The sequence below is a fragment of the Acinetobacter stercoris genome, assembly GCF_900323515.1.
Taxonomy (GTDB): domain Bacteria; phylum Pseudomonadota; class Gammaproteobacteria; order Pseudomonadales; family Moraxellaceae; genus Acinetobacter; species Acinetobacter stercoris.
The window spans coordinates 17753-30199 of record NZ_OOGT01000003.1; the positions used below are offsets into that span (position 1 = coordinate 17753).

Consider the following 12447-nt stretch of genomic DNA (forward strand, 5'->3'; position numbering starts at 1 on the left):
TTTATTTACTTTATTTCCTCACGTGTTTCATTGTTTTTTTCTACATATTTCAAAGTTTAAACTAGTTTTGTTATTAATCTATAAAATTGTGCTTATTTTTGTACAATTTATACAATGCATAATCAGATGATTACCTGTTAATCATTTAAATCCTGACATTTTCTCTCATCGAGAAAAAGTTAATTTTTTTTAGAAAATTTTCCTATAAAAGTACAATAATTCTCCGTATACTCAAAATAAGTTAAAAATTTTCATGGATGAAATTTTCTAGTGACTGTTCAAAATTCACGACATGATCTCTGGATCATTGTTGCGGGCTATTTAGCTGCAATGCATGTCGGTAAATTATCTCCAATTATTCCAATTCTACAAAAAGAACTTGATCTTTCACTTACTCAGGCAGGTTTAGCACTTTCACTAGTTCAAGCTGCCGGGATGTTGTTTGCATTAGCTTTAGGCGTATTTAGCGAACGATTTGGATTAAAAAAATGTTTTTTACTGGGATTATGTATTTTAGGAAGTGCCAGTATTTGTGGTGTATTTATCAATGATATTTATTGTCTTTTTGCCTTACGTTTTTTAGAAGGAATAGGCTTTTTATTGGTCACGCTCACCGCCCCTGCTATTCTAAAACGCATCTGCGACCCACAAAGCCTAAATGTCAAAATGGGGCTTTGGGGATCATATATGGGGTTAGGTGTCGGTCTTGCAATGCTCAGCATTCCCATCCTTTTACAGTTTTTTACGTGGCAAATTATCTGGCTCATTTTAGGTAGTCTATGCCTTGTGATCGCTGCTGTTGTTGCTAAAATTTTAACCGTTCCTCATCACCACGCAAATCCTTCTAATACACATTCATTTTTTGACACATTAAAACTCACGCTAACCCACCCTCCAATTGTTGCTCTTGCCATTATCTTCACCTGCTATACCAGTCAATGGTTAACGGTAGTCGGTTTTTTACCAAGTATTTATCTCAGTCATCATATCGACTTGAAAATTGCAGGCGTCTTAACAGCTTTCGTTTCTATAGCCAACATTTTAGGGACGTTGGCATCTGGATGGTTATTACATCATGGGATTACACCCAAGCGGCTTTTACGTATCGGTTTCGTGACCATGATGTTGATGAGCTGGATCATGTTTTTCCTGACAGATCTATTGCCTTTTAACATCCAATATCTAAGTGTTATTCTTTTTTCTGCTGTCGGGGGTCTTATTCCCACTACTGTCTTTGCAATCAGTTTACATTATGCCCCCAAAGCTGATGCCATTGCAGCCAGTGTCGGTCTGGTTTTACAAGTCTCTGCTTTTGGTCAGTTTTTACTCCCCCCATTAAGTGCAATGCTTGTATCTCATACACATAACTGGAGCAATATTGCATGGGTTACTACAGTGCTTTCCATTGTCGGCAGTATGCTGGTTTGGCGCTTGTTTAAAGCCTATCCATTTCAGAAAGCATAAATTTTTCAATTTAAAAAGCCAGCTATTCTCTCAAATAACTGGCTTTTTATTTAAGGTATTAAATATCTTAGTTATGCTCCGCTTCAAGCACATCAAATAAATCATCAGCAATTGATGTACCAAATTGGGCATCAATTTCGCGAACACAGGTTGGGCTAGTAACATTGATCTCTGTGACATAGTTTCCAATCACATCTAACCCGACAAAAACCAAACCTTTTTCTTTAAGGAATGGACCAACTTTCTTAGCAATCGCCTTATCATTTTCTGTTAATGGACGAGCTTCACCTAAACCACCAGCAGCAAGATTTCCTCGCACTTCACCATTTTGAGGAATACGTGCTAAACAGTAAGGTACTGGTTCACCATTAATCATCAAAATACGTTTATCACCATCTACAATTTCTGGAATATAACGCTGGGCCATGATTGGCTGAGTCCCGTTATTGGTTAATATCTCAATAGTAGAACCAATATTTACGCCATCCTGATATAAACGGAAAATCCCCATCCCCCCCATACCATCGAGCGGTTTGACGATAACATCACCATGTTCTTTTAGAAATTCACGAATCAGGCCCTGCTGTGAAGTCACCAAAGTTGGAACTTGCAGTTCAGGAAATTGAGTCGCAAAAAGCTTCTCATTACAATCTCGCAAACTTTGTGGCTTATTGATAATCCATGAACCTTCGCGCTCAGCCTGTTCTAAAATATAAGTACTGTAGACAAAATTCATGTCAAAAGGCGGGTCCTTACGCATAAGTACCACATCGTAACTCGCGATAGACTCTTTTTTCTTTTCGCCCAACTCATAATAATGATTATAATCTTCAAATACTTTAAGAGGTGCGATCAGACCGAAAGCCTTACCTTGATCAATATACAAATCCTGTTGCAACGAATAACCCAACTCATGACCACGACGACTTGCCGCCCATAACATGGCAATGGTTGAATCTTTTTTTAAGTTAATATTTTCAATGGGATCCATTACAACAAGAACACGCATATTCAAGCTCTTATAAAATTTTAAATTGCCAACAGTATAGCGGAGATTATGCTGTTCTTTTTCTCAATTTTGCTACACTCTTATCAAATATTGTGAAAGAAGTAATATCAATATGCTACAGGCAATTATTGGGTTTCATCTTGATGAAGAACAGCATTGGGTTGCTGACTTAGCCTGTGGTCACACTCAACATGTGCGCCACAATCCCCCGTGGCAGAACCGTCCCTGGGTAACGACCGAACAAGGTCGGATAGAGAAAATTGGCTTAATGCTCAACTGTTTAAAGTGTGAAACATCAATGAATTCTAACCCGATAAATTAATATGACTTATGTACAAAACATTTTGAGATCACATTTTATGAATAAAAATATTAAACTTACAGTGACTGCGCTACTTGCTGGTATTGTCATATGTAGTCCACCACAAGCTTTGGCAGATAAAAACAAATTAATTCAAGGCTATTGGGCAATGATACCGCTCAATAATGGAATCGCAAACGTAGCATATTTTGGCGAAAATGGTGATGCTACACTATATCCTTTTCTATGTGATTTTAAGAGCAGAACCTTTAGCTCACCAGAACAGCCTGAAATATCCAAATATGAAGTCAAAAATAATACAATTTATTTATTCTACAAAGATATTGATGATAATCATAAACTTGCAATTAAAAAACTTGATCAAAAACATCTCGTTCTAGAACAGTTACATACCCCACAATTTTCGTCAACGTTTGAATATCAGAGAGTTGATCGCATAAAAAGTCTATGTCCTACCGACTAGTTTTTTTGAAAAGCCAGCTTTTGATCATGACTGGATCTTTGGGTAGATCCAGCTTGATTCTGCACCTCAAATCTTCTCCCTCTCCAAACACCATAATCTCAGCCAAGGTTTCAATGGGTCTACCAATCTCGAAATCGGTCTGCTCTAAACTTTGGGCAAATAAAGCTGAATAGTTACTATCCAAATAAGTCACAGGAATATCCTGAATCATCACTTTTAAAGCATAACCCTGCTGATTTGACTCAAAATCACGTAGCACATACGCTTTTTTAAGAACTTGCTTTGATGAAGATTTTAGCATCAGTGCATTAATGACTTTTTTCTGCTGCATTTTACTGACACTCACCATAATTGCAAATTGCTGATCACTTTCCAAACGATAAGGATGTTGGCGAAAATACAAATCCCGTTCAATCTGATAGCGTTTCCAGCGATGTTGATCTATGCGTTGAGCAAATACAAAACCCAAAACAATAATCACAATGATCAATATCAAAAATAGCATTACAGCAAAAATCCAATCCCGATTTTAATGACAAAAATAAGGAGCATTTGCTCCTTATTCAGATTTAAAGGTTTTATACACCATATTTTTTACGATATGCCTGCATTTTCGCCAAGGCATCCTGATCACCTTTCGCATCTAAATAAACCATCAAATCTGACATGGTAATCAATGCATGTACTGGTATCTCCAATTCTTTTTGAACTTCCTGAATTGCAGATAAATCGCCTTGCCCCTTTTCTTCACGATCTAATGCCACCAATACACCAGCAATCGTAGCACCTGCATTTTTTAAAATTGTTACAACTTCACGAATAGCAGTTCCTGCAGTAATCACATCATCAATGATCCAGACTTTTTTCCCTTCTACAGAAGCACCGACCAATACACCACCCTCGCCGTGATCTTTGGCTTCCTTACGGTTAAAGCCCCAAGGTACACTTACACCATGAGTCTGGGATAAAGCAACAGCTGTCGCAGCAACAAATGGAATTCCTTTATATGCAGGGCCAAAAATGACTTCAACATTTTTACATTGTGTCAATTTATCTGCATACCCTTGCGCCAAGAGAGATAAAGCTTCACCATCATTGAGTAATCCAGCATTAAAAAAATAAGGACTCACACGTCCTGATTTTAAAGTAAACTCACCAAATTTAAGCACGCCACGTGATAATGCGAGTTCGATAAAAGCTTGAGGATTAAATTGAGCTGGCGTTGACATGTGGTGCTCCAAATTTCATAAATTGAGGTAAGACTTGCGCATGATACCAAAGAGTAGCTATCCAAGTGATCAAAAAATTTTAAGAGTCGTATCAATTAACGTAAATGGCTTACGTTCTTCTGTGACCAAAGGTTTACTTGAGTGGTTAGAGAAGTCTGATGCAGATGTTGTGTGTATGCAAGAAAGCCGTATCACGCATGCTCAATGGACAGATAAATTCAAACCGGAAGGTTGGTTTACACACCTCTTTCCAGCAGAGCGTTCTGGCTATGCAGGGACTGCTATCTATAGCAGAATCCCGTTTACATCAGTCAAAGATGGTTTAGGTTTTGAACTTGCTGACTCTCAAGGGCGCTTTATTACTGCAGAATTTGATCTGGGTTTAGATAAGCCTGTACATATTTGCTCATTATATTTACCTTCTGGTTCTTCAGGGGATGAAGCTCAGGCACGTAAAGATCATTTTTTACAACAATATGAAAATATTTTAAAACAATGGCGTGATGAAGATAAATCCATCATCGTGTGTGGTGATTACAACATTGTCCATAAACGTATTGATATTAAAAACTGGTCAGGAAACCAGAAATCATCAGGTTGTTTACCCCATGAACGTGCATGGTTAGACCATATCTATGATGATCTAGGTTATGTCGATACTTTCCGTGAGGTTCGTAAAGAGGCTGAGCTTTATTCATGGTGGTCAAATCGTGGGCAAGCACGTGCTAAAAATGTTGGGTGGCGTATCGATTACCATGCCTGCTCGCCTGACTGGAAAGACCGTACTGTCAATGCCTGGGTGTATAAAGAAGAGTGGTTTAGTGATCACGCACCCGTCATTATTGACTACCGACTTTAAACTCAGTGAACACTCGTTTACTGAATAAGTGTCAATAACCTACAGTTTTTGTCGTGTTTTAAGTATTTTTATTACACGACAAAAAGCGCATTATTGCTTCACGGCACAGGGACTTGTCAGGATGACAGCAAAGGGATAGGAAGCCGTAGGATGTAAAGAAAATAAAAACAGGAGTTTTTATTTTTCAAGGATGTGACAATGGACGTTGTTATGAGACCCGCATGATCAGGATGATTAAATGCGGGTTTTCTCTTATTAAACCACCCATTAATTTTATAATTATTTTAATTGTTATTATTTATTGTTGTTCTCTGTTTTTATATCTTTTTTAACTGGTTTTATTTTGCCTTTCCTATGTTTCAATATTATGACGTGTATCACAGTTGGTAAAATAAGTTTTTTTCATTTCTATATATTCAAGACTAGAGCTTTTAGTTTTTATTGATTACCCTTGTACCCATAATTTTAAAATTTTTAGGAAAGTTCATGTTAAAAGTGTATGGCATAAAAAATTGTAATTCGATGAAAAAAGCTTTTGATTTACTCTCTGAACTTGGTCTGGAATATGAGTTTCATGACTATAAAAAACAAGGAATTGATGCAAAAACAGTAAAAAAATGGCTAGATGAAAAAGGTGCTGACCTGATTTTAAATAAGAAGGGCACTACATGGAAAAAACTGTCTGAAGAAGAACAGGCACATGCGCTTGCCAGCGAAGAAAATCTAATCGAAACTCTGGTCAATCATACCAGTATGATCAAACGCCCTGTCATTGAAGATAAACAGGTTAAAGTCGTTGGTTTTGATGAAGACGCTATCCGCGCTTTGAAATAAAACAATTAAAAAACCCAGCATATGCTGGGTTTTTTAATTGTTTTATCTGCTTAGTTAGCACGTATCCAGGTTTGGTTACGTCCGAGTGCTGAAATACCAATATATCCGCGAAGATTAAGCTTACTGCCTGCAAGCGTACCTTTCAATTTATAAGTTTTACCATTTTTTGGATCAAGAATTGAGCCATTATCGTAGTTATTACCACCTACGTTTTTAAGGTTATGCACAATAGTCACACCTTTTAACGATTTGTTATGGTATGGTCCTTCACATTTCGTACAAGAATTTTCTTCACCCGGCGTCAAAACCTGAACAATAGATGCAGACAAAGTACCATTTTTTTGCTCAGTAAATTTGACCAAGGCTTTGGCTTGCTTTGATTCATCATCAATTGTTTTCCACACAGTACCATTGAGAGGATCAGCAGCATTTGCAAATACTGTTGCACCTAACAATCCTAGAGCGAGTGCGATTTTTTTCATTTTTTTAATTCCCTGTTTTAAGTACTACACGTACCTAGTATTAAAAAGTCACAACAAATTAGCAATTTCTGAATGTGACTGTTTAGTGTAACCTTGTTAAGACTGTTGGTAAATACTCAAAAAAGAACAGCAATAACTAACTATCGTGGACAAAATATGAAGATTGATCCTGCTATTAAACAATATTTGACTGAAAGCTTCCTTAAAGCCACTTTTCGTACTCCGAGCCGATTTAACCTTCCGCCGATGCTCTTGAGAAGTGCCATTGAACAGATGACGAAGGTTTTTCCTCAACCACGTCAGGTGCAACTGCGTTCTTTGCGGTTAGCTGGAATCCAGGCGGAAGAAATTAAACCGCAAAGTAAATCCACGCAGATGATTTTTCATATTCATGGAGGTGCTTTTTTTGTTGGCTCGATCAAAACACATCGTGCATTTCTAAGTGAGATCGCTGAACGTACACAAATGCAGGTTTTACATATCAACTATCCATTGTCACCAGAGGCACGTTATCCCGATGCATTGGATGCAATATACGATGTTTACAGCACTTTATTAAATCAAGGAATACAACCGAAAGATATTATTCTTTCTGGAGACTCATGTGGTGCTAATCTAGCTTTAGCACTTTGCCTTCGATTAAAACAAGAACAGCTTGAAATGCCAAGTGGCCTGATGCTGTTATGCCCTTTCCTGGATCTAACACTGACCAGTGAATCACTTCGTTATAATCAAAAACTTGATGCTTTATTATCCGTAGAAGCATTAGAAGCTGGTATTGCTTATTATGTACCTAAAAATTTAGATAAATCTGACCCATTGATCTCACCTATTTTTGGTGATTTTGAAGGACTACCTCCAACACTTGTGCAAATTGGTTCTAAAGAAATTTTACTCGATGATGCCAAACGTTTTACGGAAAAGGCCAAAGCAGCCGATGTAGATGTACGTTTTAAACTCTATACAGGAATGTGGCATAACTTCCAAATGTTTAGTCCATGGTTTGAAGAAGCTAAAAAAGCACTTGCAGATATTGCCGATTTTGCACATGAACTGGATAAAAATTAAGGTCAATAATTTTTCCTCGTGATAACGCTTTATACTATTCAAGCGATTTACAAGAAATATTGTCACGATGAAAATCTAGTTAAAAATAAAAAAAGTCAGCTTTACTGGATGATAAAGCTGACCAACAGAGGGAACTGTTATTCAAAATGCATATTTTTAGATATGGCTAATTTTTTCTAGCGTTTCCTGAAGTGCTTTTTCTTTCAACTCAGGTGAAATATTTACGCCTTCTGCATGGAAAACTTCAATATTTGTCACACCTGTAAAGTTAAAGATCTGTTTTAAGAAAGCTTCCTGAAAGTCTGCAGGTGAGCTATCGCCATAAATGCCACCACGGCTACTTGCAATGTAAGCTTTTTGGATATTTGTTGCTAAACCAACAGCACCTTCAGCCGTATACTTAAAGGTTTTACCTGCAACTGCAATACGGTCAACCCATGCTTTTAAGTTAGATGGAATGCTGAAGTTATACATACCAGCGCCGATTACAACGATATCAGCAGCAAGATATTGATCTACCAGTTCTTCACCAAGGCGCGATTGTTCAACATCCTGACCTAAAAGAATTGCTCCAGTTAAATGCGGGATATCTTTTGTACCCAAATCCAGATAATCAACTTCTAAATTTGAGTGTTTCTTTTTAAGTTGCTCTACAATTGCAGCACTTAATTTACGTGAAACTGAATTTTCGCCAAGGATACTAGAGTCAATGTGTAAAAGCTTCATGGTTGTTCTATCAACTAATTAATGTTTCGATGTGGATAGATTAATCCAAAGTTTAACGTTGAATAATCCCTGACTTTAAAACAGTCTGTTCTATTTTTAATACTAATCTCTAGCTGCTGTTGAACTTATCTCACTTATAAAATTCATAAAAAAGATACTCAATAGCTTGTTTTTATGGCGCTTTACGGTATGGTTCATCCACTGGCACAAACTGATGTTCCTGTTTTGCCTGCTCTATCCACTGCTGTACAGACTCAAGTTTTAGGACAGTCTCCATATATGCTTGACCAGAAGCAGAGACAGGGAGCTGAAAACTGATAAAACGCATGACTACAGGAATATAAAATGCATCTGCAATTGAAAAATCACCAAACAGAAAACTTTCTCCTGATGGCCTCTTAGCCCAAATCTGCTCAATACGGGCAACATCATCACGTAAACCTTGATGTTCATCCCACAGTTTAATCCCAACCGTTGACAAATCGGCCTCAATATTCATCGGACATAATTGACGAAGCATTTGGAAACCACTGTGCATTTCTGCTGAGATACTTCTTGCCTGAGCTCGTAATTGTAAATCACTTGGCCATAACGTTTTATCTGGATAGAGTTCAGCCAGATACTCACAAATCGCTAAGGAATCCCACACGACCAGATCCCCGTTAACCACAGCTGGTACCTTTCCCGTAGGGTTAATTTTTAAAATACTTTGTTTAAATGGTCGATCCAGATGAAAATCATCAAATGCAATAAAATGTTCTTGAAAAGGTATGTCAAAAGCCTTTAAAACTAGCCAAGGACGCATTGACCATGTTGAATAGTTTTTATTTCCAATAAATAGTTCTAACATTTTTCTTTCCTTTAAAATAAAAAGAGTGGCGATAACCACTCTTTTAGATCTACCGTAGCATTTGCTATCTAGAACAAGAATGAAACGCCTAGACCTGCTCTATAATTTTTATCTTCGCTTTGAAAATCTACACCAACACTGCCATCCAGCTGAATGCGATTATTTAAAGCATAGATTAAACCAGTGTTTACACCATATTCATTACGCTGACTTTCTTCTTTATGATATACAAACTCAGAAAAGCCAGATAAATTTCCAGCAACTTTATAACTAATATTAGGGATAGCTGTTACTGAAACATTGCTATTTTGCATTGAGTAATACATGGTCATACCCGTATTTAGCAAATCATTATATTTATAATTTAGAGATGAACCTAAAGTATAAATATCATCATGTTCAGAAAAGCCATCATTACCAGTCGCAATCTTGGCACGTGCTAAAACAGCCATTGAAAGCTTGTCATCTTTCAAATCAATCGCATGTTTTAAACCAATACTGACATCACCTAAACCGTCATCATCGTGAGAACGACCTTTATACTTGGTCTGAGACCACATTGGACCATCCCATCCCAGTTGCAACTCTAATGATTTTGTTAAACCTGTACGAAAAAGCATATCTCCGCCAAGTGTAACTGTTTTTTTCTTAGCGCCATCAACCGTTTCTTCTTTGTAGGTTGCACTCGGAAGCGCCTGCTCCCATGCAAGCTGACCTACTGGGGTAATACTTGTACCAAAACCCTCTCCTGGGCGATCAAATGAGAAATCGGCAGCCATACTTCCCATGCTGATGACAGAGGCACCTACCAATGCTAGTTTTTGTAGTATTTTCATATGATTACTCAAAGTTAAACCAATTCTTTTGACATTTTCGCACCGTGGCTACGGAGCAACTCTAGAGTTTCTTTCTCTTCTGATAAAGCCTGTGACCAATCAATTTCATCAAAATCACAATCAAAAAATAACTCACTGATCGAAGATAAAATCGTTTGCCCTTCTTCATCCTTGGTATTTGGATCAACTTTTTCATCCAATAACCGTGATACCGCGGGAACACAAGCAGAACTAGCAGCATCCCATAATGGACCATAGCACTCTTCTGCGTCCCATAAATGTAAATTGGCTTTAGCCTGAATCAATGCTTCCAAAATATCAAGGTGGACTTTTAAACTTTGTTGTTTTTGCTGTTCACTTAATGGTTGCTGAGCCTCATATGCTTCACATACGTCCTCCCACCATTTAAACAAACCGTCAGACCATACTGATACCGCTGGCCCTTTTTCTGGCTCAATGAAATTCGGGTCGAGTCCTTCTGCCAATAGATGTTGAACCTGACTAAGGTTTAACTCTTCTATTGCCTGAATAAAGCTTTGTTGCTTGGCAGTTAGCATGCGATCACTCTCAATTCTTAGAATTGATATTATGCCTAAGATTGATCAATTTTTCTTAAATTTCGTGAATAATCTTTATTATTTTATTTTTGCCATTATAGAAAAAAGCCCCGAAGGGCTTTTCTTTATGCTTCATCAGCATCTGCAAGTTCGAGTTTCCCACCACGTGGATTCTCTTTTTTCTCGAAAGCATGCTCTAAACTACGTTTCACCCGATCAATAGCACCATGTAATGCTGTATCAATGTTTTTAGCATTATGTGTAACCACTACAGGACTTAAACCTGCAGCTTTTACTTCAACCATACAGCGAATATCGTCATCACCACCTTTCGCTTTACTATTTTCATCACTCAAATGCACTGAAAATTGTGTTATACGTTCACTATACCGTTGGAATTCTTGAGCTAGTTCTGCACGTACATAACTAATTAAACGATCACTATTTTGAATGTTTTTATCTGTACGGATTTCAATGTTCATAAAATTAAACCCTCATTCTTATAAAAAATTTCTAGTGCAAAACCTGATTTTGTCGGCACTTTCAAATGTAGGCTGTCATAAACAGCTGAAAGTTTTAGCTCATTTGATTTTGGGAAAACCCTCCTCAATCACTAAGGACTATAAAATATTTTTAAGTCCCTATGACTTCAATATCAGGCCAAGAATGAAAATATGCAAGTATATTTTTTAAATTTTTATGAAAAGAATAGATAAAATCACAAGATTTTACGTTTTATCAGATATAAAACAAAAATTATTGTTTTATTTTATTTTTTATATTAATATTTTGAGGGTCAAAAATTTCGAATCAATTTATTCTATTTTTCTTTCTATTGTTTTCACTTTTATTTACCTTAAATTCCTTATTACTATTACTTTAACTTTTCACAAACCTTTTTTTGCAAAAACTGCATTGATAAAATTAAAAATAACTGAATCTTTCATCAATTTTGGCTTTATTTTTGCTTAATAGTCTGTATCCTTTACTCGCTCTTTTGGGGGAACATACTTTTAATGAAACTTTCTTACCTTATTACATCCATTGCACTTGCATCAGTAACGACATTGACTCAGGCAAAACCAGTTTGGCAGGACTTCAGCTTGACTGGACTTTATGGTGAAAACTATGAAGTGGTGGATGAACAACAAACAACATTAACTGTAGAGTATGCTGCAAAAGTTAAATATGCTGACGTATTCTTCTTTATGGATCGTATGCGTGGTGGTGATGATCATAAATCGACATATTTCGAATTATCTCCTCGTTTGAGTTTAGGTGAAGTGACAAAAACCAAACTGAGTGCAGGTCCAATCAAAGATGTTTTGATTTCCACTACATGGGAAGCAAACAATGATGATTTTGATAACTTCGATAACTTCTTGTATGGCATAGCATTTGACCTTGATATTCCTTATTTCAAATATGCAAGTGTCAACTTTTATCGTGCTAACAACGAGAAAACTCACGATGATTATCAAATGACCTTCACTTATGGTATTCCATTTAATCTTGCTTCAGAAGAGTTTCTGGTTGATGGTTTCATTGACTGGTCTACTGCTGAAAAAGATCATGCAAGCGAATTCAACTGGACAACCCAGTGGAAATGGAATGTTGGTAAACATATTTCACCTGATACTCGCTTATATCTTGGTATTGAACACTCGGTTTGGAACAATAAGTTTGGCATCAAAGGCAAAGACGAAAACAATGTCAGTGCTTTAGTCAAATACCATTTCTAATGCAAT

Annotated in this window: 16 protein-coding genes; 7 read left to right on the plus strand and 9 right to left on the minus strand. The window is 36.9% G+C overall.

Annotation, left to right across the window (positions count from 1 at the left end; translation table 11 throughout):
• Window positions 1-270 precede the first annotated feature (270 nt).
• On the plus strand, window positions 271-1464 hold the full coding sequence (locus KPC_RS00505; protein ID WP_121972498.1) for an MFS transporter: 1194 nt from the start codon (window positions 271-273) through the stop codon (window positions 1462-1464).
• A 67-nt stretch (window positions 1465-1531) separates the two neighbouring features.
• On the opposite strand, the gene gshB is transcribed toward KPC_RS00505, so the two are convergent.
• Entirely contained in the window at window positions 1532-2473 is a 942-nt protein-coding gene (gene gshB / locus KPC_RS00510; RefSeq protein ID WP_121972499.1) for a glutathione synthase, read from the minus strand.
• A 112-nt stretch (window positions 2474-2585) separates the two neighbouring features.
• On the opposite strand from gshB, the gene KPC_RS00515 reads away from it, so the two are divergent.
• Complete coding sequence (locus tag KPC_RS00515; protein WP_121972500.1) at window positions 2586-2795, plus strand: DUF3565 domain-containing protein; 210 nt, start codon at window positions 2586-2588, stop codon at window positions 2793-2795.
• A gap of 37 nt (window positions 2796-2832) precedes the next feature.
• Entirely contained in the window at window positions 2833-3258 is a 426-nt protein-coding gene (locus KPC_RS00520) for a hypothetical protein (RefSeq protein ID WP_121972501.1), read from the plus strand.
• On the opposite strand, the gene KPC_RS00525 is transcribed toward KPC_RS00520, so the two are convergent.
• Window positions 3248-3763 carry a hypothetical protein gene (locus tag KPC_RS00525; RefSeq protein ID WP_121972502.1) on the minus strand — a complete coding sequence of 172 codons (516 nt, stop codon included), beginning with the start codon at window positions 3761-3763 and terminating at the stop codon, window positions 3248-3250. The two genes, KPC_RS00520 and KPC_RS00525, sit on opposite strands and share 11 nt — an antisense overlap.
• Before the next feature lie 73 nt (window positions 3764-3836).
• A complete protein-coding gene (pyrE, locus tag KPC_RS00530) occupies window positions 3837-4487 on the minus strand; it encodes an orotate phosphoribosyltransferase (protein ID WP_121972503.1) in 651 nt (216 codons plus the stop codon).
• A 40-nt stretch (window positions 4488-4527) separates the two neighbouring features.
• On the opposite strand from pyrE, the gene KPC_RS00535 reads away from it, so the two are divergent.
• Together KPC_RS00535 and KPC_RS00540 are read left to right on the plus strand one after the other, a co-directional pair.
• The gene (locus tag KPC_RS00535) at window positions 4528-5346 is read left to right on the plus strand and encodes an exodeoxyribonuclease III (RefSeq protein ID WP_121972504.1); all 819 of its coding nucleotides are present in this window, start codon (window positions 4528-4530) and stop codon (window positions 5344-5346) included.
• 486 nt (window positions 5347-5832) lie between these two features.
• Window positions 5833-6180, plus strand: a complete 348-nt coding sequence (locus tag KPC_RS00540; RefSeq protein ID WP_121972505.1) for a Spx/MgsR family RNA polymerase-binding regulatory protein — start codon at window positions 5833-5835, stop codon at window positions 6178-6180.
• Between the two features lie 50 nt (window positions 6181-6230).
• Here the strand turns inward: KPC_RS00540 and KPC_RS00545 are convergent, their stop codons facing one another.
• Window positions 6231-6662 carry a DUF2147 domain-containing protein gene (locus KPC_RS00545; RefSeq protein ID WP_121972506.1) on the minus strand — a complete coding sequence of 144 codons (432 nt, stop codon included), beginning with the start codon at window positions 6660-6662 and terminating at the stop codon, window positions 6231-6233.
• Between the two features lie 156 nt (window positions 6663-6818).
• Here KPC_RS00545 and KPC_RS00550 point away from each other — a divergent pair, with 156 nt between their 5' ends.
• Complete coding sequence (locus KPC_RS00550) at window positions 6819-7730, plus strand: alpha/beta hydrolase (protein ID WP_121972507.1); 912 nt, start codon at window positions 6819-6821, stop codon at window positions 7728-7730.
• A 156-nt stretch (window positions 7731-7886) separates the two neighbouring features.
• Here the strand turns inward: KPC_RS00550 and KPC_RS00555 are convergent, their stop codons facing one another.
• The 5 genes from KPC_RS00555 to KPC_RS00575 all read right to left on the minus strand — a co-directional run bounded on the left by KPC_RS00555 (window position 7887) and on the right by KPC_RS00575 (window position 11181).
• Window positions 7887-8456, minus strand: a complete 570-nt coding sequence (locus KPC_RS00555) for an FMN-dependent NADH-azoreductase (protein WP_121972508.1) — start codon at window positions 8454-8456, stop codon at window positions 7887-7889.
• A 172-nt stretch (window positions 8457-8628) separates the two neighbouring features.
• Entirely contained in the window at window positions 8629-9306 is a 678-nt protein-coding gene (locus KPC_RS00560; RefSeq protein ID WP_121972509.1) for a glutathione S-transferase family protein, read from the minus strand.
• Window positions 9307-9374: 68 nt separating this feature from the next.
• On the minus strand, window positions 9375-10142 hold the full coding sequence (locus KPC_RS00565; RefSeq protein ID WP_121972510.1) for a transporter: 768 nt from the start codon (window positions 10140-10142) through the stop codon (window positions 9375-9377).
• A gap of 14 nt (window positions 10143-10156) precedes the next feature.
• Window positions 10157-10699 (minus strand): ankyrin repeat domain-containing protein, encoded by a 543-nt coding sequence (locus KPC_RS00570; protein ID WP_121972511.1) that lies wholly within the window; start codon window positions 10697-10699, stop codon window positions 10157-10159.
• Between the two features lie 125 nt (window positions 10700-10824).
• A complete protein-coding gene (locus KPC_RS00575) occupies window positions 10825-11181 on the minus strand; it encodes an HPF/RaiA family ribosome-associated protein (RefSeq protein WP_121972512.1) in 357 nt (118 codons plus the stop codon).
• A gap of 534 nt (window positions 11182-11715) precedes the next feature.
• On the opposite strand from KPC_RS00575, the gene KPC_RS00585 reads away from it, so the two are divergent.
• Window positions 11716-12441: an outer membrane protein OmpK gene (locus KPC_RS00585; RefSeq protein ID WP_121972514.1), complete on the plus strand. Its 726-nt coding sequence runs from the start codon at window positions 11716-11718 to the stop codon at window positions 12439-12441.
• Window positions 12442-12447: the final 6 nt, after the last annotated feature.

Excerpts from the sequence above, each read along its gene's own strand:
- KPC_RS00520 (WP_121972501.1), top strand. The coding sequence starts at position 2,833 with ATGAATAAAAATATTAAACTTACAGTGACTGCGCTACTTGCTGGTATT.
- KPC_RS00565 (WP_121972510.1), bottom strand. The coding sequence starts at position 10,142 with ATGAAAATACTACAAAAACTAGCATTGGTAGGTGCCTCTGTCATCAGC.
- KPC_RS00575 (WP_121972512.1), bottom strand. The coding sequence starts at position 11,181 with ATGAACATTGAAATCCGTACAGATAAAAACATTCAAAATAGTGATCGT.
- KPC_RS00535 (WP_121972504.1), top strand. The coding sequence starts at position 4,528 with ATGATACCAAAGAGTAGCTATCCAAGTGATCAAAAAATTTTAAGAGTC.
- KPC_RS00540 (WP_121972505.1), top strand. The coding sequence starts at position 5,833 with ATGTTAAAAGTGTATGGCATAAAAAATTGTAATTCGATGAAAAAAGCT.
- KPC_RS00560 (WP_121972509.1), bottom strand. The coding sequence starts at position 9,306 with ATGTTAGAACTATTTATTGGAAATAAAAACTATTCAACATGGTCAATG.
- KPC_RS00545 (WP_121972506.1), bottom strand. The coding sequence starts at position 6,662 with ATGAAAAAAATCGCACTCGCTCTAGGATTGTTAGGTGCAACAGTATTT.
- KPC_RS00550 (WP_121972507.1), top strand. The coding sequence starts at position 6,819 with ATGAAGATTGATCCTGCTATTAAACAATATTTGACTGAAAGCTTCCTT.
- pyrE (WP_121972503.1), bottom strand. The coding sequence starts at position 4,487 with ATGTCAACGCCAGCTCAATTTAATCCTCAAGCTTTTATCGAACTCGCA.
- KPC_RS00515 (WP_121972500.1), top strand. The coding sequence starts at position 2,586 with ATGCTACAGGCAATTATTGGGTTTCATCTTGATGAAGAACAGCATTGG.
- KPC_RS00555 (WP_121972508.1), bottom strand. The coding sequence starts at position 8,456 with ATGAAGCTTTTACACATTGACTCTAGTATCCTTGGCGAAAATTCAGTT.
- KPC_RS00570 (WP_121972511.1), bottom strand. The coding sequence starts at position 10,699 with ATGCTAACTGCCAAGCAACAAAGCTTTATTCAGGCAATAGAAGAGTTA.
- KPC_RS00585 (WP_121972514.1), top strand. The coding sequence starts at position 11,716 with ATGAAACTTTCTTACCTTATTACATCCATTGCACTTGCATCAGTAACG.
- gshB (WP_121972499.1), bottom strand. The coding sequence starts at position 2,473 with ATGCGTGTTCTTGTTGTAATGGATCCCATTGAAAATATTAACTTAAAA.
- KPC_RS00525 (WP_121972502.1), bottom strand. The coding sequence starts at position 3,763 with ATGCTATTTTTGATATTGATCATTGTGATTATTGTTTTGGGTTTTGTA.